General features: G+C 58.0%; 16 protein-coding genes. 12 read left to right on the top strand and 4 right to left on the bottom strand.

The annotated features are described in order from the left end of the window. Positions 1–40 precede the first annotated feature (40 nt). Complete coding sequence (pyrH, locus tag GOV38_RS03440; protein ID WP_171098640.1) at positions 41–790, bottom strand: UMP kinase; 750 nt, start codon at positions 788–790, stop codon at positions 41–43. A 97-nt stretch (positions 791–887) separates the two neighbouring features. Between pyrH and miaA the strand changes: the two genes are divergently transcribed. The 5 genes from miaA to GOV38_RS03465 all read left to right on the top strand — a co-directional run bounded on the left by miaA (position 888) and on the right by GOV38_RS03465 (position 8,609). Further along, complete coding sequence (gene miaA, locus GOV38_RS03445) at positions 888–1,781, top strand: tRNA (adenosine(37)-N6)-dimethylallyltransferase MiaA (RefSeq protein ID WP_171207624.1); 894 nt, start codon at positions 888–890, stop codon at positions 1,779–1,781. Positions 1,782–2,110: 329 nt separating this feature from the next. Beyond that, on the top strand, positions 2,111–3,781 hold the full coding sequence (locus tag GOV38_RS03450; protein ID WP_171129158.1) for an ABC transporter substrate-binding protein: 1,671 nt from the start codon (positions 2,111–2,113) through the stop codon (positions 3,779–3,781). Positions 3,782–3,906: 125 nt separating this feature from the next. Further along, a complete protein-coding gene (locus tag GOV38_RS03455; protein ID WP_171098637.1) occupies positions 3,907–4,953 on the top strand; it encodes an ABC transporter permease in 1,047 nt (348 codons plus the stop codon). A gap of 13 nt (positions 4,954–4,966) precedes the next feature. Continuing rightward, entirely contained in the window at positions 4,967–6,430 is a 1,464-nt protein-coding gene (locus GOV38_RS03460; RefSeq protein WP_171207625.1) for an ABC transporter permease, read from the top strand. Between the two features lie 91 nt (positions 6,431–6,521). Next, the gene (locus GOV38_RS03465; protein ID WP_171207626.1) at positions 6,522–8,609 is read left to right on the top strand and encodes an ABC transporter ATP-binding protein; all 2,088 of its coding nucleotides are present in this window, start codon (positions 6,522–6,524) and stop codon (positions 8,607–8,609) included. 81 nt (positions 8,610–8,690) lie between these two features. Here GOV38_RS03465 and GOV38_RS03470 read toward each other — a convergent pair whose 3' ends face one another. Beyond that, on the bottom strand, positions 8,691–9,269 hold the full coding sequence (locus tag GOV38_RS03470) for a lytic transglycosylase domain-containing protein (protein WP_171098630.1): 579 nt from the start codon (positions 9,267–9,269) through the stop codon (positions 8,691–8,693). A 206-nt stretch (positions 9,270–9,475) separates the two neighbouring features. On the opposite strand from GOV38_RS03470, the gene ssb reads away from it, so the two are divergent. Beyond that, positions 9,476–9,967: a single-stranded DNA-binding protein gene (gene ssb, locus GOV38_RS03475; protein ID WP_171098629.1), complete on the top strand. Its 492-nt coding sequence runs from the start codon at positions 9,476–9,478 to the stop codon at positions 9,965–9,967. Positions 9,968–9,985: 18 nt separating this feature from the next. Next, positions 9,986–11,056 (top strand): site-2 protease family protein, encoded by a 1,071-nt coding sequence (locus tag GOV38_RS03480; protein WP_171207627.1) that lies wholly within the window; start codon positions 9,986–9,988, stop codon positions 11,054–11,056. A gap of 9 nt (positions 11,057–11,065) precedes the next feature. On the opposite strand, the gene aroB is transcribed toward GOV38_RS03480, so the two are convergent. Both aroB and GOV38_RS03490 read right to left on the bottom strand, forming a co-directional pair. Further along, positions 11,066–12,178: a 3-dehydroquinate synthase gene (gene aroB, locus GOV38_RS03485; protein WP_171207628.1), complete on the bottom strand. Its 1,113-nt coding sequence runs from the start codon at positions 12,176–12,178 to the stop codon at positions 11,066–11,068. Continuing rightward, a complete protein-coding gene (locus tag GOV38_RS03490) occupies positions 12,179–12,766 on the bottom strand; it encodes a shikimate kinase (RefSeq protein ID WP_171207629.1) in 588 nt (195 codons plus the stop codon). Between the two features lie 79 nt (positions 12,767–12,845). On the opposite strand from GOV38_RS03490, the gene GOV38_RS03495 reads away from it, so the two are divergent. The 5 genes from GOV38_RS03495 (at position 12,846) to GOV38_RS03515 (ending at position 19,412) form a co-directional block, all read left to right on the top strand. Then, positions 12,846–12,995 (top strand): hypothetical protein, encoded by a 150-nt coding sequence (locus GOV38_RS03495; RefSeq protein ID WP_171098621.1) that lies wholly within the window; start codon positions 12,846–12,848, stop codon positions 12,993–12,995. Next, on the top strand, positions 12,985–14,505 hold the full coding sequence (locus tag GOV38_RS03500) for a hypothetical protein (RefSeq protein WP_171207630.1): 1,521 nt from the start codon (positions 12,985–12,987) through the stop codon (positions 14,503–14,505). The genes GOV38_RS03495 and GOV38_RS03500 overlap by 11 nt, the downstream gene beginning before the upstream one ends. A 2-nt stretch (positions 14,506–14,507) precedes the next feature. Continuing rightward, positions 14,508–15,461, top strand: coding sequence for a site-specific tyrosine recombinase XerD (locus GOV38_RS03505; protein WP_171207631.1), 954 nt, complete (start codon positions 14,508–14,510; stop codon positions 15,459–15,461). A 63-nt stretch (positions 15,462–15,524) separates the two neighbouring features. Next, entirely contained in the window at positions 15,525–16,832 is a 1,308-nt protein-coding gene (locus GOV38_RS03510; protein WP_171098616.1) for an HlyC/CorC family transporter, read from the top strand. Positions 16,833–16,994: 162 nt separating this feature from the next. Beyond that, positions 16,995–19,412 carry an FAD-dependent oxidoreductase gene (locus GOV38_RS03515; RefSeq protein ID WP_171207632.1) on the top strand — a complete coding sequence of 806 codons (2,418 nt, stop codon included), beginning with the start codon at positions 16,995–16,997 and terminating at the stop codon, positions 19,410–19,412. Positions 19,413–19,435: the final 23 nt, after the last annotated feature.

The following is a 19,435-nucleotide window of genomic DNA, read 5'->3' on the forward strand; positions in this document are numbered from 1 at the left end:
CAGCGACGGTCACTCCGTCAACCCGTGAGGTCAGGCAGGCTTAGCCCTGAACCTTGGTATAGGTCCCCTCACCTGCCAGGATGCCACGGAAACCGCCAGGCTCATCCAGACCAAAGACGATCAATGGCAGATTGTTGTCGCGCGCCAAAGCGATAGCCGAGGCGTCCATGACCCGCAGACGTTTGGCCAGAACATCGTCATAGGTCACCGTGTCATAGCGTACAGCATCCGCATGAACCTTGGGGTCCTTGTCATAGACACCATCCACCCCGTTCTTACCCATAAAGATCGCCTCACAGGCCATTTCGTTAGCGCGCAGCGTCGCGGCGGTGTCAGTGGTGAAATAGGGATTGCCGGTTCCGGCGGCAAAGATGCACACACGTTGTTTTTCCAGGTGGCGCACGGCGCGGCGACGAATATAGGGCTCGCAGACCTCATCCATGCGGATGGCCGAGATCACCCGGGTGAAAACGCCGACCTCTTCCAGTGCCGACTGCATCCCCAGCGCATTCATCACGGTGGCCAGCATGCCCATGTAATCGGCTGTCGTCCGCTCCATCCCCTGTGCCGAACCGCTTAGTCCGCGAAAGATGTTGCCGCCCCCGATCACCATGCAGATCTCGACGCCCATATCGTGCACCGACTTCACCTCTTGCGCGATACGTTGCACGGTTGGCGGATGCAGGCCGAATCCCTGATCCCCCATCAGCGCTTCACCGGATATTTTCAGCATTACGCGTTTATAAGTTGTTTTTGGCGTCTCTGTGGGTTCTGTGGGGGAAAGGCTCATATTGCGCTCCGGGCTGGCACGGGGTTATTTTGCGCGCAAAATGAAGCAAAACACCCGCAGGTTCAATGCGGTTGCAACCGAAGTAAGGCGACCACCAATGGCCGATAGCAGCATGACCCGGCTGTGGGAGCAATTGCCAACGATCCCAAAGGACAAACCTGTGCTGATCGCGGGCCCGACCGCTTCGGGAAAATCGGATCTGGCGCTTGAGATTGCAGAACAGTTTGGCGGTGTGATTGTGAATGCGGATGCCAGTCAGGTCTATGAATGCTGGCGCGTCATTTCAGCCCGCCCTTCAGTCGAGGATGAGGCCCGCGCGCCACATAAGCTCTATGGTCATGTTGCGTTTGATCAAAGCTATTCAACCGGTCATTGGCTGCGCGAGGTCACGCCTTTGCTTCAAGGTGGACCGCGCCCCATAATCGTTGGCGGTACTGGCTTGTATTTCACCGCTCTGACCGAAGGCATGGCCGACATTCCACCAATTCCGCCAGAAATCCGGGCCAAAGCCGATCAGCTTTCCTTGTCGGCGCTGATTGTCGGAGTGGACCTCAAGACGCTGCAAGGCCTGGACAGCAACAACCGTGCGCGGGTTCAACGTGCCTGGGAAGTTCAGGCTGCCACCGGACGTTCTTTGTCGGACTGGCAGGCCGATACCCCACCGCCGACACTGGCGCTAACCCACACAGTGCCAATCGTTTTTGACGTCGAAAAAGACTGGCTTGAGCATCGGATCCGACAGCGTTTTGACAAAATGCTTGATATGGGTGCGTTAGACGAAGTCGCCGCCATGCGTAGCCGGTATGACCCGTCGCGCCCGGCTTGCAAGGCGATCGGCGTTCCCGAGCTTATGGCTTACCTTGAGGGCACCATGTCGCTGGATGACGCAAGGGAAAGAGCGACGATAGCCACACGGCAATTCGCCAAACGGCAGCGCACATGGTTTCGCGCGCGGATGAAGCACTGGCACCGGATAAACCCATTGGGTTGAGGGCCACCAAAACCGGTTAATAAATCAAACTGTTACCAGCCCGTCAGACCAACACCTGAAAATACGGGCAGCACATCTTGTCGACACGCCCCTCAAAACCAGACACCGACATAGATTTCGCGCTATGGCGCTAACAAAAACTGAGGATGTCGTTTTTGTATCATTGATGTCGATTTCTCACATTGACCTCACGGATTTTCTGGTGCGGAATACGGCCATGGGGACGCGTGGAATCCGAAAAACAGAACTGTTGGCGCTGCTGTTGCTCACCCAAGGGTGTGCATAGCGCCGGATTCCGCCAAGAACTACCGTGTCACAGGGAGACATCGATGACTAATCAGACACAAGTTGAAAGCCCGGTCCATTGGGCCGCAGAAATGCATGCCAAGGAATATCGGGACGGCAACCTGAGCCGCCGTGAATTCATGGCGCGTGTTACTGCTTTGGGCGTTGCGGTACCAACCGCCTATGGCCTGATCGGCCTGCAGACACCCGCTGCCGCGCAAGAGCCGCAGCGTGGAGGCACCATCCGCTATCAGATGGAAGTACGCGCGCTGAAAGATCCGCGTACCTACGACTGGACGCAGATCGCGACCTACACGGCGGGCTGGCTGGAGTATCTTGTTGAATACAACAACGACGGTAGCTTTAAGCCAATGCTGCTGGAAAGCTGGGAAGCCAATGAGGACGCCACCGAGTACACTTTGAACGTTCGCAAAGGCGTAAAGTGGAACAACGGTGATGATTTCACCGCCGAAGACGTGGCTCGTAACATCACCGGCTGGTGTGACGGCGCGCTCGAAGGCAACTCGATGGCTTCGCGCATGGCGTCGTTGATGGACGAAAGCACACAGCAAGCTGCGGACGGGGCGATAACCGTCGTCGACTCGCACACTGTCAAGCTGAAGTGCAACGCACCGGACATCACCATCATTCCGGGCATGGCCGACTATCCGGCGGCGATTGTGCACAGCAGCTTTGATGCAAATGACATGCTGGGCAACCCGATCGGCACCGGCTTTATGAAGCCCGAAAGCCACGAAGTTGGCGTGAAAGGCGTTCTCGTTCGCAACGAAGATTTCGACTGGTGGGGCTATGAGGCCGGCAAAGGCGGCTATATCGACCGGATCGAGTTCATCGATTACGGCACCGATCCCGCAGCGTTCCTGGCGGCCTATGAGGCCGAAGAGATCGACATGAACTGGGAATCGGTTGGTGAATTTGTCGACATCTTCGACGGTATCGGCCTTGTACGCTCGGAAATCCCGTCTGGCTTCACCATCGTCATTCGTCCAAACCAGTTGGCCGAAGATGCAGATGGCAACAAGATCTATGGCGATAAACGCGTGCGTCAGGCTCTGGCCATGGCGGTGGACAACGAAGTCTGTCTGGAACTGGGCATGTCCGGCTATGGCATCCCGGCCGAGAACTGCCATGTGGGCCCGATGCACCCCGAGTTTGACTCGGCTGTAACGCGCATACCCTATGACCCGGCAGGCGCCAAAGCGCTGATGGACGAAGCGGGCATGGGTGATTTCGAGCATGAAGTTCAGTCGATCGACGATGACTGGCGCCGTAATACGACCGCCGCTGTTGTTGCTCAGTTGAACGACGCAGGGATCAAGGCCAAGCACACGGTCCTGCCCGGCTCGACCTTCTGGAACGATTGGACGAAATACGCGTTCTCGTCGACCAACTGGAACCACCGCCCGCTGGGCACGCAGGTTCTGGCGCTGGCCTATAAGTCGGGTGTTGCCTGGAACGAGTCCGGCTTTGCCAACGAAGAGTTCGACACGCTGCTGGCCGAGGCCAACTCTCTGGCTGACGTGGATATGCGTCGCGAGGTCATGGCCAAGCTACAGGCGATCATGATCGACGAAGGTGTAACCATCCAGCCGTATTGGCGCACCGCGATCCGCCACCACCGTGACAATATGGTGGGTGTCGAAAAGCACATCGCGGATCTGCCGCAACTTTATAAGTTCGGCCTGACGTCCTAAGCCGAAACTTCTTAGCCGCGCCCAAACCCGGGCGCGGCTTTTTTGTCCTGACGACAGCGACCAAAAACAGACAGCGACGCGACAGGTAACATCAAACCTGCGCCAGCCTACCAACAGGGGCTAACATGGGACTTTTTATATTAAGGCGGGTCGGGATCATGCTGCTGACAGCATTGTGCCTGACATTCCTGGTATTTTACCTGACCAATCTATATCCCAACCTGGAAAAGCTTGCGAAGACGCAAGGCAACTTCCGCATGTCGGATGAACAGGTTGAAAGCTTTCTTGAAAAAGGCGGCTATCTGCAATCGACACCTGTGAAATACGGCGAATGGCTGGGCGTTCTGCCCTCGTATCGGCATACGAACGAGGATGGAACGGTTCAGGGACGTTGTATTCTGCCTGGCCAAACGGCGGAAGAATCTCCGAATTTCTGTGGCATCCTGCAAGGATACTGGGGCTACTCCACTGTCTTCAAAGAAGAGGTCTCGACCGTTGTTGGCAACCGCCTGGCCCTGACCGGGCGGCTGATGTTCTGGGTCATGCTACTGATGGTTCCGTCTGCGCTGATCCTGGGCATTTTGGCAGGTATGAAAGAAGGCTCGGCCACCGACCGCACGCTGTCGACCTTTGCCATCACAACGACGGCGACGCCGGAATATGTCTCAGGCGTGATCTTTATCGCGATCTTCACATCATCGGCCGTGGGTTTGAAATGGTTCAAGGGGACCGCCACGCAGGCGATGGAAAATCCGACTTTCGAGAATTTCTTCTTACCCGTGCTCACCATTGCGCTTTACGGGATGGGCTACATCGCCCGAATGACCCGCGCTTCGATGACCGAGGTGATGACCGCGCAATATATCCGCACCGCGCGGCTGAAGGGCGTGTCTTTTCCCAATATCGTCATGAAACACGCGCTGCGCAACGCGCTGATCGCCCCCTTCACCGTTATCATGCTGCAGTTCCCATGGCTGCTGAATGGTGTGGTGATCGTCGAGACCCTGTTTAACTACAAGGGGTTTGGATGGGCTCTGGTGCAAGCGGCGGGCAACAACGACATTCAGCTTCTGCTGGCGATTTCGGTCGTGTCGGTCTTTGTGGTTCTGGTGACGCAGCTGATCTCGGATATCGGCTATGTCTATCTGAACCCACGTATCCGCATTTCATAAGGAGGGTGAGATTATGGACCCATTGACCTGGACCGGCTCAATCGCCTTTCTGAACCCCCTGCTGGGGATCGCTCTTGCCATCATGGTTCTGTCCATTCTGGTTTGGATCCTGGCCAGCATCGTGCTGCCAGAGCCACAGATGACGGTGAATCCGGATGGCACGCTTACGTCGGGCTCGGGGGTGCGAAACTTTATCCAATCGATGATGCGGCTCAGCTTCCTGGCCAGCGTCGGATTGGGAGTTGCCTATATCGTGCTGGGTGTTTTGTTGGGCACCGGCGCGGGCATCATCGGTGCGATGTCACAGCAATTCCTGCCCGTTTGGGTGTCACTGATCATCCTCTACGCCATGTCGATCGCCTATAAGCGCAGGCTGGGCCTTTACGGCAAGCTCTTTGACAGCCCCATCGGCATGATCGGGTTTGGCCTTGTGATGTTCTGGGTCTTCACCGGCATCTTCGGGGCGATGGATCTGATCGTCACCCATGACCCGCTGTCGCAGGTCTCGGGTATGAAGAACAAGGTGCCTGGCACACCGCTGCCCGCATCCGAGGACGGGGCTTATGCGTGGTACCTTCTGGGTGGCGACAACCTGGCGCGCGATGTATTCAGCCGGATGGTCAAAGGTGCCTGGATTGTGGTGCAAATCGCACCGCTGGCGACCATGTTTGCCTTCATGGTCGGGATTACGCTGGGTTTGCCCGCAGGGTATTACGGAGGGCGTCTGGATACGCTTCTGTCCTTCCTGGCCAACCTGATCCTGGCCTTTCCGGTGATCTTGCTGTTCTATCTGCTGGTCACGCCCGAAATCGTGGCAACAGGTGTGCCGAACTATATGGCGGCCATTTTGTTCGTGTTCCCGATCATCTTCCTGGGTGTTCTGCTGAATTCACGCTATTACACACGCCCGAAATTCCGAACGCCTTTGCTGATCGGAGTTCTGGGCGTTGCGGGATGGCTTTATTTGTCGCTGATCTCGACGGGGGGCTATGTCATCGACACGGATGACTACCGCATTTGGGGTTTGCCGACGCCTCTGGATCTGTTCGATATTCCCGGTGGTATACTTGTGGTCTTTGTGTCGGTGGTCTTTGTGAACTCACCCACCGTGTTCCGCATCGTGCGCGGCCTGGCGCTGGACATCAAAACCCGCGACTATGTGGCCGCGGCACAGACCCGGGGTGAAGGGCCGTGGTACATCATGCTGTGGGAGATTCTGCCCAACGCGCGCGGCCCGCTGATCGTCGATTTCTGCCTGCGCATTGGCTATACCACGATCCTTCTGGGCACATTGGGGTTCTTTGGGCTTGGCCTGCCACCCGAGAGCCCTGATTGGGGGTCAACGATCAACGAAGGGCGCAAGCTCTTGTCGATCTACCTGCACCCTGCCCTTCCACCTGCTCTTGCCTTGTTGTCGCTGGTTCTGGGTTTGAACCTGCTGGCCGATGGCCTGCGCGAGGAAAGTCTGAAGGATTGATGTGATCTGTGCTGGGGGTTCTGCCCCCAGACCCCGGGATATTTTTTAGCCAGATGAATGGGATCCCCGCATCTGGTGAGGAGACGGCAAGATGAACAAAATGGCGGATTATGATGGCCCGATCTTGGAGATCGATAAGCTTTCGATTTCGTTTTTCACCCGGCTGAGAGAAATTCCCGCTGTTATGGATTTCTCGGTAAGCGTGCAGCCCGGTGAGGCTGTTGGCCTGGTCGGGGAATCGGGGTGCGGCAAATCCACCGTGGCTCTGGGCGTCATGCAGGACCTGGGCAAGAACGGTCGCATTGTTGGTGGATCAATCAAGTTCAAAGGCCGCGATCTGGGCGAGATGACCACCGAAGAGCTGCGCGACATTCGCGGCAATGAGATCGCCATGATCTATCAGGAGCCGATGGCCTCGCTGAACCCGGCGATGAAGATCGGCAAGCAATTGATGGAAGTGCCGATGATCCACGAGGGTGTCGGAGCGGAAGAAGCCTATGCCCGCGCGTTGGAGGTTGTCACCGATGTGCGCCTGCCCGACCCCGAGCGGATGCTGAACTCGTTCCCGCATCAATTATCTGGTGGTCAGCAGCAGCGGATCGTAATCGCGATGGCGCTGATGTCAAAGCCTGCGCTTTTGATCCTGGATGAGCCGACAACCGCGCTGGACGTGACGGTCGAGGCCGCCGTGGTCGAACTGGTCAAGGATCTGGGCAAGAAATACGGCACCTCGATGCTGTTTATCTCGCACAACCTGGGTCTGGTTCTGGAAACCTGTGACCGGCTGTGCGTGATGTATTCGGGTGAAGCGGTCGAGCGCGGCTCGATCAAGGATGTGTTTGACGATATGCAGCACCCCTATACTCAGGCGCTGTTCCGGTCGATCCCGTTGCCTGGGGCAGACAAGAACGCGCGTCCTCTGGTGGCAATTCCGGGCAACTTCCCCCTGCCCCATGAGCGCCCGCCGGGATGCAATTTTGGTCCGCGCTGCGACTATTTCGAAGAAGGGCGCTGCGACGCCAAGGACATTCTGATGGAGGCCGTGCCGGGCAATGATCGCCACCACACGCGCTGTCTGAAGTTCCAGGAGATTGATTGGAACGCGCCGATCACCGTGGGCGAGCAGAAAGAAAAGGCCGAGATCGGCCGGACAGTTCTGAAGATGGACAACCTCAAGAAATATTATGAGGTGGCTGCGAACGCGCTGTTCGGTGGGGGTGCGACCAAGGTGGTCAAGGCCAATGAGACCCTTAGCTTTGAGGCGCATGAATCCGAGACACTGGCCATTGTGGGCGAATCCGGTTGTGGCAAGTCGACCTTTGCCAAGGTGTTGATGGGGTTGGAGACGGCCACCGATGGCCAGATCCTGCTGGACAATCGCAATATCGAAGCGGTGCCCATAGAGGAGCGCGACGCCAAAACCGTGGGCGAAGTGCAAATGGTGTTTCAGAACCCCTTTGACACGCTGAACCCGTCGATGACGGTGGGCCGTCAGATCATCCGGGCGTTGGAAATCTTTGGCGTCGGAGAGTCGGAGGCGGACCGAAAGAAACGGATGCTTGAACTGTTGGATCTGGTCAAGCTGCCCCGCGCCTTCGCTGATCGCATGCCACGTCAGTTGTCGGGTGGGCAAAAACAACGTGTGGGCATCGCCCGAGCCTTTGCCGGAGACGCGCGGATTGTGGTGGCTGACGAACCGGTCTCGGCCCTCGACGTATCGGTGCAGGCCGCTGTGACAGATCTGTTGATGGAAATTCAGCGTGAGCAGAAAACCACGCTGCTCTTCATCAGCCATGACCTGTCCATTGTACGCTATCTCAGCGACCGGGTGATGGTCATGTATCTGGGCCATGTGGTCGAGTTGGGCACAACCGATCAGGTCTTTGCCCCGCCCTATCACCCCTATACCGAAGCGTTGCTGAGCGCGGTTCCAATTGCCGATACCTCTGTCGAGAAACAGCATATCGTGCTTGAGGGCGATATCCCGTCGGCCATGAACCCGCCGCCGGGTTGCCCGTTCCAGACACGCTGCCGCTGGAAATCCGAAGTACCGGACGGGCGCTGCGAATCTCATGTCCCTCCGGTACAGACCCTAGCGGATGGCCATCAGGTCAAATGTCACCTCTCTGAGGACATCCTGACGCGCATGGAACCGGTGATCAAAATCGCGGCAGAGTAAGGGCAAATAAGGCCGGTCTTCAGACCGGCCTTTTCCCACAAAAATCCAAAACTGCGTGAAAATCGCATTGGTCTGGCGCGGTTAGCTGCCCCAGATCACTCGCACATAGTTCTGGGTTTCTTTATATGGTGGAATGCCACCATATTTCTCGACCGCTTTCGGGCCTGCGTTATAGGCGGCCAATGCCAGTGGCCAGGATTTGAACTTGCGATATTGCCAGGACAGATACCGCGCCCCGCCTTCAAGGTTCTCAAGCGGATCATGAGGGTTCACACCCAAAAGCCGAGCGGTTTGCGGCATCAGTTGCGCCAACCCTAGCGCACCCTTGTGCGATACGGCTTGCGGGTTCCAGCCGCTTTCCTGCTGAACCAGGCGTAAAAACAGCTCTTCAGGAACATTGTGCTGGCGGGCGAATTTGCGCGCGTGTTCAAGATATTGGCCTTTGTAGTTGCCGTTGTATCTTTGAACCAAGGCGCTGCGTTGCGTTTTCGGCTTCAGCCGTTCAGAGTCGCGATATTGGCTTGCGGCCCGACCATCGAGCACTTTGGACTGTTTCAGAAATATGTCCTTGCGGCTTTTGCTGGACAAGGTTTGCGCGTGCGCAATGACCGTTGTCATGCACAGGGCCAGGACAGAGAACCCGCCAACCAGATACCGCATCAAAGCTATTCCTGCTCGCTCAAAAACTTCGTGGATTATAGGTATCGCGGCTGAAAATGAAAGCATGGTTAAGCGATCGCTAAGATTTTGCGGTTCACAGTTGCCTGATGAACCAGTGTTTCAACAGCGCTTCAGGCCGTATAGGGTCAGGGCGGAAAAACGCGCCAGATTCGGGCGCGATGAGACAAAACAGAACGAGGGAAGTTATGGCGGGCTCAGTCAATAAAGTCATTTTGGTTGGAAATCTCGGCCGAGACCCAGAGGTTCGGTCTTTCCAGAATGGCGGCAAAGTATGCAACCTGCGCATTGCCACATCCGAGAACTGGAAAGACCGCAATACCGGTGAACGGCGCGAACGCACGGAATGGCATTCGGTTGCAATCTTCTCGGAACCGCTGGCCCGCATCGCCGAGCAATATCTGCGCAAGGGCAGCAAGGTTTATATCGAAGGCCAGTTGGAAACCCGCAAATGGCAAGACCAGTCCGGCCAGGATCGCTATTCGACCGAAGTGGTTCTGCGCCCCTATCGTGGAGAGCTGACCTTGCTTGACAGTCGAGGTGGCGAAGGTGGCGGCGCGTCGGGCGGCTATGGCGGCGGCGGACAGGCCGGTGGTGGCTATGGCGACCCTTACGGCGCGCCGTCCAGCGCCCCTGCACCCGCGTCGGGCGGGATTGATGACGACGAGATCCCGTTCTAACCCAAACGGAGACGATCAATGGCATGGTCCTTCTCACTCGGCCGCGTGCTCGGCTCAGAGCTGAGGGTCCATGTCACTTTCTTTCTGCTGCTGGCCTGGGTTGGTTTCGCTGCTTATTCCAGCGGTGGGATATCGGCGACAATCAATAATCTAATTTTTGTACTGGCCTTGTTCGCTTGCGTTGTAGCGCATGAATTTGGCCATGCGCTGATGGCGCGCAGATACGGTATCCGCACCCCTGACATCACGCTTCTGCCTATTGGCGGCCTGGCCCGTTTGGAACGATTGCCGGAAAAGCCCGTACAAGAGGTTCTGGTGGCGCTGGCCGGCCCTGCCGTGAACGTTGCCATCTGGCTTGTATTGATTGTGCTGGGCGCGCGCATGCAGCCCGAAACCCTGTCCCAGATCGACCAGCCCCATGTCGCTTTGTTGAACCGGCTGGCCTATGTCAATCTGGTCCTCGCGCTGTTCAACCTGATCCCGGCCTTTCCGATGGATGGCGGGCGGGTGTTTCGCGCGCTGTTATGCCTGAAGATGGACCGTGTGAAAGCCACGCGCATCGCCGCTTTTGGTGGTCAGATGGTGGCCGTCGGCTTGGGTTTTCTGGGTCTGACAACGGCCAATCCGGTTTTGGTCCTGATCGCCGTTTTTGTCTTTATCGCAGCAGGTTCCGAAAGCCAGGATGTCGCCATGCGGACCATCGCCCGCCGTGTCATGGCCCGTGACGCGATGATCAGCAGCTATCATGCGCTGACCCCCGAAGACACTTTGACAACAGCTGCCCAGGCAGTCATCCACACCACACAGCACGAATTTCCGGTTCTGGATCACAACGGAGACCTGTTGGGGTTCGTCACCCGCAACCGCCTGTTTGCCGCGCTGGCGGAGGAAAGCCCACGGTCGGCCCCGGCGACGTCAATTATGGAGACCGACATCCCGAGAGTCGCGTTAACAACAGAACTCGACACAGTATTGGACAAGCTGCACAGGGGTGCTGCGGCCATCGCTGTGTGCACCAAAGCCGGGCATATGGTCGGCTATATCACCCTCGAAAACATCGGCGAGTTCATGGTGATCCAAGGGCGTTAGAGAGGATCCTCAGCGCACAGCCAAGGCGTCTTCGAGAACTTTCAGAACCGTCTCGCGCGGTACATCCGCTGTCACAAAGGCCTGCCCGATCCCGCGTGCCAGGATAAAGCGCAACTGCCCATCGATCACCTTTTTGTCCTGCGCCATCAGGTCAACAAGCGCCTCGGCACCCGGAAGATCGCCGGGGATATCGGCCAGGTCGGTCTTCATACCCATGGTCTTCAGATGCGCCCGGACTCGGCTTGGGTCTTCCTGAGAACACAGGCCAAGCTGCGCCGAAAGCTCAAAGGCCAGCGCACAGCCCACCGCCACGCCTTCACCATGCAGCAGCCGGTCAGAATACCCGGTCGCGGCCTCAAGCGCATGACAGAAGGTGTGCCCCAGGTTTAAAAGCGCGCGGTCACCCTGTTCGGTCTCGTCCCGAGCAACGATGTCGGCCTTCATCTGGACAGAGCGTGTGACTGCCTGAACACGTGTGGCCATATCTCCGGCCGAGAGCGCGGGGCCGTTTCGTTCGAGCCACTCAAAGAAATCGGAATCGCCCAGCAGTCCGTATTTCACCACTTCGCCATAGCCCGCCAGAAAATCGCGGGCCGTAAGTGTGCCCAGAACCGAAGTGTCCGCCAACACCAGCGACGGTTGATGGAATGCGCCAATCAGGTTCTTACCTTGCGGCGCGTTGATCCCTGTCTTGCCACCGACCGAACTGTCGACCTGCGCCAGCAGAGAGGTCGGGATCTGAACAAAACGCACACCGCGCCGCAACACTGCCGCAGCAAAACCCGCCAGATCGCCGATGACACCGCCGCCAAAAGCGACAACCACGTCGCGGCGCTCGATCTTTTCGGCCAGCAACCATTCGACCGCGCGTTCGAAATGTGGCCAGCTTTTGGTACTTTCCCCCGCAGGCAAAGCCAAAGAGTTCATCTCGATCCCTGCTGAGGCCAAGCCGTCGCGCAGCGCCTCCAGATGCAGGCTTGCGACAGTTTCATCCGTCAACACAGCAACTCGCGGGCGCGGCAGCAAGGGCGCGATCCAGGTACCGGCCTGCGCCAGAAGGTCCGGGCCGATCTCAACGTCATAGGAGCGCGCGCCCAGGTCTACATGTACGGTTTGATGCATTTAGGTTCGTTCCAATACGTCCGGGCGCGTAAGCAGAGATCTCAGGACCCGGTCAACCATGTCTTCGATTGCCGTATCTCCGTCAGATTCGGCGATCAGATCGGCCTGCTCATAAATCGGCACGCGGGCCTCGTACAGCGCACGCAGGGTGGCATAGGGGTTTTCAGTACGCAGCAATGGGCGCGTATCCTTGTGGCGCACCCTGTTCCACAATACCTCCAGATCCGCGCGCAACCAGACGGACACGCCACGCTCGGTGATCATATGTCGGTTCTTTTCCGTCAGGAAAGCGCCGCCACCGGTGGACAGAATGCCCTTCTTTTCGCTCAGCAAACGGCTGATCACCTGGCTTTCCTTGGCACGAAAAAACGCCTCACCATCCCGCGCAAAGATCTCGGGGATCGTCATATTGGCCGCCGATTCGATCTCGGCATCGCTGTCAAGAAACGGAACGCCCAACCGAGCCGCCAAAGCGCGCCCCACAGCGGTTTTACCAGCCCCCATCATGCCCACCAAAACAACGGTTTTGTGCAGGCTATAAGACGGCGCCAACTCGACACTGGACGTATTATGCTTAAATTCGCTCATTTCATCGTGAATGACGTGATCTTGAGGAAAATGCCAGTTATAACTTGGTCAAAACCAAAAATAGAGGCAGCGTCGAACAATGGGCCGTTTGTTAAAATTTCTGCTCTACGTCATATGTCTGGGGTTCATTGGGCTGGTGGGCTATGCCTATGTTGGTCCCTTTTTCGGTGTCGACTTTTCAGCACCGCAAACTGAAATACGAGAGCCGGTCACCCTGGATGCAGATTAAACCTGCCTTTCTGGCGATTGTTTTGGCCGGACCGGCGCAGGCACAGCAACCGCTTTCGGCGATTGACTGGCTGACTGCCCAGCCCGAGAACCTGCCCGGCACAGTGTTGTTAGAACCGCCTGTCGCGCTTGAAGGTGGGCAGCCTTCCATCGAGGTCGTGCCACTGGAAACGCTTTCACCCCCCGTGGGGCTGGTATCATCTTCGGTCACCGGGCTGCCCGTTAACCTTTGGAAGAATAGTGACGCGGAACGGCTGGCCGAGCTGTTGCAGCGCGTCCGCGTACGCGAGCATCCGGCTATGCAACGGTTACTGTTCACGCTGTTATTGACCGAGGCACGCCCTCCATCGAACAGCGACAGCCCAGATAAGCTGCTGTTGGCGCGGCTGGATCGCTTGATGCAATTGGGTGCGGCCGATCCGGCGCAATCGCTGGTTCAACTGGCTGGACCGACCGATAGTTTGGACAGGTTTCAACGCTGGTTCGATGCCACGCTTCTGACCGGGGACGAAGATCGCAGCTGCTCGGCCCTGATCGCGCAACCCGGGCTGTCGCGGGACTATGCCGCGCAGATCTTTTGCAAAGCCAGGCGTGGCGATTGGCCATCGGCAGCGCTGACACTTGAGGCCGCGCATGCGCTTGAGCTTCTGCCAGCAGAGGAACTGGACTTGCTGGATCGGTTTCTCAGCCCTGAATTGTTCGAAGAGGCCGGTTATCTGCCACAGCCTGAAGATCCGGATCCGCTGACCTTCCGCCTGTTTGAGGCGATTGGAGAACGTCTGCCCTCGGCCCCGTTGCCGCGCGCCTTTGCAAACGCGGATTTGAGGGATGTCGCGGGATGGAAAGCACAGATCGAAGCCGCCGAGCGACTGACCCGGATCGGCGCGCTGACACCCAATCGCCTGCTGGGGCTTTATACCGACCGATCTCCCGCGGCCTCGGGCGCGGTTTGGGATCGCGTTGCTGCCGTCCAACGGTTCGAGAAAGCGCTGCAATCGGGTGATACGCAAGCCATCGAGCAGGCCTTGCCCGAGGTTTGGGAACAACTCAGCCGAGTTGGTCTGCAGGTTCCCTTTGCTGAGCTATTTGCCCAACGTCTGAGCGCATACCGATTGGACGACCGCGATGTGGAAAACTTGAGGTGGCGCGTTCTTTTGCTGTCAGAGCTTTACGAGGACGCCGCTAAGGTCGCACCCTCTGGCCCCACATCGAACCCGTTCCTGGCGGCATTGGCGCAGGGTGCACCGGGCCGCGCGCCTTCCCCCTCGCCCATGGCGGACGCCATCGCCGAAGGCTTTGCCTGGTCTGCGCCAATACCGTCCGACATCGACGCCATGCTGAGCAATGACCAACTGGGCGAAGCCATTTTGGAAGCCATGATGCTGTTTGGCCATGGAGCGCGAGGCAATCTGGTTGACCTCACCGCCGCTATTGCCACCTTCCGCCGCGTTGGGCTCGAAGACATCGCGCGCCGCGCCTCTCTTCAGGTTCTGATCCTGGGCGGGGCCTGACCATGGCAGCACCGGCCGCACAGCATCAATGGATTTCGACTTTCCTAGAGGCACAGGCCGCCGAGCTTGGGGCCGCGACCAATACGTTGCTGGCTTATGGTCGTGACCTGAAGGACTTTGCCGACTGGTTGGATAAACAAGGGTCCGACTTTGCCAGAGCCGACCGCGACCAGATCGAAGGTTACCTGATCGATTGCGACGCTCAGGGTTTGTCGCAATCAACACGGGCGCGGCGGTTGTCGGCGATCAAACAGATCTATCGCTTTGCTTTTGAGGAAGGCTGGCGCGACACCAACCCCGCGATCCAGATCAAAGGGCCTGGTCGCCAGAAACGCTTGCCCAAAACGCTGGACGTGGCCGAGGTCGACAAATTGCTGGACGCCGCTCGCCAAACCGGACGCAGCCCCGCTGATCGGGTCCGCAACACCTGCTTGATGGAACTGCTCTATGCCACCGGAATGCGCGTGACCGAACTGGTTTCGCTGCCGGTCTCGTCTGCGCGGGGTGATCCGCGCATGTTGCTTGTCTTGGGCAAAGGCGGCAAGGAGCGGATGGTGCCTCTGTCGCCACCCGCGCGGGATGCACTGGCTGATTGGCTGCGCGCCCGGGATGAGGCTGAAGACGAAGCCGTTGCGAAAGGCAAGCAGCGGTCTCGGTTTCTATTTCCCTCCCGTGGCAAGTCAGGGCATCTGACCCGGCACAGGTTTTTTCTGCTGGTCAAGGAACTGGCCATCAGCGGTGGTGTACCAACAGAAAAGGTCACCCCACATACCCTGCGCCACGCCTTTGCTACGCATCTTCTGGCCAATGGTGCGGATTTGCGTTCGATCCAGACCCTGTTGGGACATGCAGATGTCGCCACGACCGAGATTTACACGCATGTTCTGGACGAACGGCTGGCGGAACTGGTTTTGGAACATCACCCGCTGGCGAAAGACCCAGACAACAAGGGCTAACCCCTTGATCCAAGGGGGACGCATCCCCATAACGGATGCAGAAACACCAACAACCAAGGACCGATGGAACCCACATCCTCTCTGATCGACGGCGCATTCTGGTTTACCTCAGGCGCTATCTTGCTTTTGCTTTTTCTGTCCGGCTTTTTCTCGGGATCGGAAACCGCGCTGACAGCTTCATCTCGCGGGAAATTGCGCGCCCAGGCCGACAAAGGTTCGCGCGGGGCAAAGAAAGCGCTGGAAATCACCGACGATAATGAACGTCTGATCGGCTCGGTCCTTCTGGGCAATAACCTCGTGAACATTCTGGCGGCTTCGCTTGCCACGGCCTTATTCACCCGGTTGTTCGGTGAAAGCGGCGTGGCGCTGGCGACACTGGTGATGACCCTGCTGGTGTTGATCTTTGCCGAGGTTCTGCCCAAGACCTATGCCATCACCAATTCGGAAAAAGCCGCCGCAGCCGTGGCCCCGATCATCAGCGTTGTGGTCACTGTCTTTTCGCCCATCGTAGCCGCAGTGCGGCTGTTGGTGCGCGGCGTGCTTCGCCTGTTTGGCGTTCAGATCGACCCCGATAGCAACATTCTGGCCGTGCGCGAAGAAATTGCGGGTGCTCTGCAACTGGGCCATTCCGAAGGCGTGGTCGAAAAGGAAGACCGCGACCGTATCCTGGGTGCTTTGGATCTTGGCGATCGTGCGGTCGAAGAAATAATGCTGCACCGCTCGAATATCGAGATGATCGATGCCGACGCCGCGCCCGAGGCAATCCTGAAACAGTGTCTGGAAAGCCCACATACGCGCCTGCCCGTGTTTCGGGACGAGCCGGAAAACATCGTGGGTGTCGTTCACGCCAAGGACTTGTTCCGCGCCATGTATGCGCAGGTTGGTGGCAGTGACGGCAATACCGATCGTCTCACCGGCTTTGACATCGCCAAGGTCGCCAACGATCCCTATTTCGTACCGGAAACAACCACGCTTGACGATCAGATGCGTGAATTCCTGCGCATGCACAGCCATTTTGCGCTTGTGGTCGACGAATATGGCTCGCTACGGGGCCTGATCACGCTTGAGGATATTTTGGAAGAGATCGTGGGTGAGATCGCCGACGAATTCGATATCGACGAAGACCTGCCCATCACCCGCACCGAAGACGGACAGTTCTTGGCCGAGGGCGCCATGACCATTCGGGATATCAACCGCGCGATGGACTGGTCTTTGCCCGACGACGAAGCAAATACTTTGGCGGGGCTGGTCATTCACGAAGCTCAGATGATCCCGATCATTGGTCAGGTTTTCTCGTTCCACGGCTTCCGGTTCGAGGTCACCGCGCGCGAAGGCAACCGGATCACCGGGCTGAAAATCCGTCCTTTGTAAACTCACGTTGAACTGCGGCAAGCCATGCGCGGCCCGGAGTTACCTGCCGCGCCGCTCGTGGCCCCAATTCGCCCACAGCGATCTACGACATGTTTTGTCGTTTTTCGTCTTGCGCTCTGACCGCCGCCGCGCAGACTGACGCCAACAATATCGGAGAGTTGCATGAAACTTCAAACCCGCGTGGCGGTCATCGGCGGTGGAGTCGTTGGTTGTTCGGTCCTCTATCACCTGACCAAGCTGGGTTGGTCGGATGTTATGTTGCTGGAACGGTCCGAGTTGACCAGCGGCTCGACCTGGCACGCGGCGGGCGGGTTTCATACGCTCAATGGCGACACCAACATGGCCGCGCTGCAAGGCTATACCATTCGTCTCTATAAAGAACTGGAAGAAATCACCGGCATGTCCTGCGGCCTGCACCATGTGGGGGGTGTGACGCTGGCCGACAATCAGGACCGGTTCGACATGCTGCTGGCCGAACGGGCCAAGCACCGGTTCATGGGGTTGGAAACCGAGATCGTTGGCCCCGATGAGATCAAGAAAATCGCCCCGATCACCAACACCGATGGCATCCTGGGCGCGCTCTATGATCCGCTGGACGGGCATCTGGATCCGTCGGGCACGACGCACGCCTATGCCAAAGCAGCCCGGATGGGTGGTGCTGCGATCGAGACGCACTGCATGGTGCACGAAACCAATCAGCGCCCCGATGGGACATGGGATGTGGTGACCAACAAGGGCACGATCCATGCCGAGCACGTAGTTAATGCCGGTGGTCTTTGGGCGCGTGAAGTGGGCGCCATGGCAAGTATCTATTTCCCTCTGCACCCGATGGAACATCAATATCTGGTCACTGACTCGATCCCCGAGATTGAGGCCATCATCGACGCGGGCGGCGAGCATCCGCATGTGATGGACCCGGCCGGTGAAAGCTATTTGCGGCAGGAAGGACGCGGGCTGTGTATCGGCTTTTACGAACAGCCCTGCAAACCCTGGGCGGTTGATGGAACTCCTTGGGAGTTTGGACACGAACTGCTGCCCGATGACTATGACAAAATCACCGACAGTATCGAATTCGCCTATCGCCGCTTTCCTGTACTGGCCGAGGCCGGAGTCAAATCGGTGATTCACGGGCCATTTACCTTTGCACCGGACGGGAACCCTCTGGTTGGTCCGGTTCCAGGCGTGCGCAACTATTGGTCAGCCTGCGGCGTGATGGCCGGGTTCAGCCAGGGTGGCGGCGTTGGTTTGACGCTGGCGCAGTGGATGATCGAAGGCGAACCGGAACGCGATGTCTTTGCCATGGATGTGGCGCGGTTTGGCGATTGGATCAGCCCCGGCTATACGCGCCCCAAAGTGATCGAAAACTATCAAAAGCGCTTCAGCGTCGCCTATCCGAACGAAGAACTTCCTGCCGCACGGCCCAACCGCACCACGCCGATGTATGACATTTTCAGCGACACGGGCGCGGTCTGGGGCCAGCAATACGGGCTGGAGGTACCCAACTACTTCGCCCAAGGGGATGAGCCGGGATATGAAACACCCTCATTCCGCCGCTCGGATGCCTTTGATGCCACGGGGCGCGAGGTGCGCGCTGTGCGAGACGGCGTTGGCATCAACGAGGTCCACAATTTCGGAAAATACCGGGTCTCTGGCCCTGCGGCCCGTGCGTGGCTTGATCAAATCATGGCCGGACGCATTCCCAAACCCGGTCGCCTGTCGCTGACACCAATGCTGTCGCATAAGGGCAAGCTGATCGGAGATTTCACCGTTTCTTGCCTGTCAGAGACCGAGTTTCGGCTGACCGCCTCCTACGGCAGTCAAGCCTTTCACATGCGCTGGTTCCTGCAGAATCTGAGAGAAGGTGTGGATGTCGAAAACATCAGTGACCGACTGAACGGGTTTCAGATTGCTGGGCCCAAGGCAACTGACGTTCTGGCAGCCTGCACGCGGGATGACTTGAGTGACTTCAAGTTTCTGGACGTGCGCCGGATGACGGTGGGCATGACCGACTGTATCGTGCAGCGCGTCAGCTACACTGGTGATCTGGGATATGAAATCTATTGCGACCCGATGGCGCAACGTCAGCTCTGGTGGACCTTGTGGCAAGCAGGCCAACCGTTTGGCCTCGCCCCGTTCGGCATGCGCGCAATGATGAGCTTGCGCCTGGACAAGTTCTTTGGGTCCTGGATGCGCGAGTTTTCGCCCGATTACACAGCCGCTGAAACCGGGTTGGATCGCTTTATCGCCTTCGGCAAAGACGCCCCCTTCATTGGGCGCGCAGTGGCCGAAGCAGAGCGGGACAACGGAGTGGCCCGCAAGCTGGTCGCCTTTGAGGTCGACGCCGCAGATGCAGATGTGAACGCCTATGAACCCATCTGGCTGGACGGAGCGGTCGTTGGGTTCTGCACTTCGGGTGGATACTCTCACTATGCCCGCAAGTCGATCGCCATGGGTTTCCTTCCGACCGAACGCGCCATGGACGACACCAAGGTCGAGATCGAGATTTTGGGGCAGATGCGCCCGGCCAAGGTAATCTCAGATCCGTTGTTTGATGCGGATGGCGCGCGTATGCGGGGATGACATCCCGCGCTCTTGGCGGCATG

This window comes from Ruegeria sp. HKCCA5839, assembly GCF_013035585.1.
In the GTDB taxonomy this organism is placed as follows: Bacteria; Pseudomonadota; Alphaproteobacteria; order Rhodobacterales; family Rhodobacteraceae; genus Ruegeria.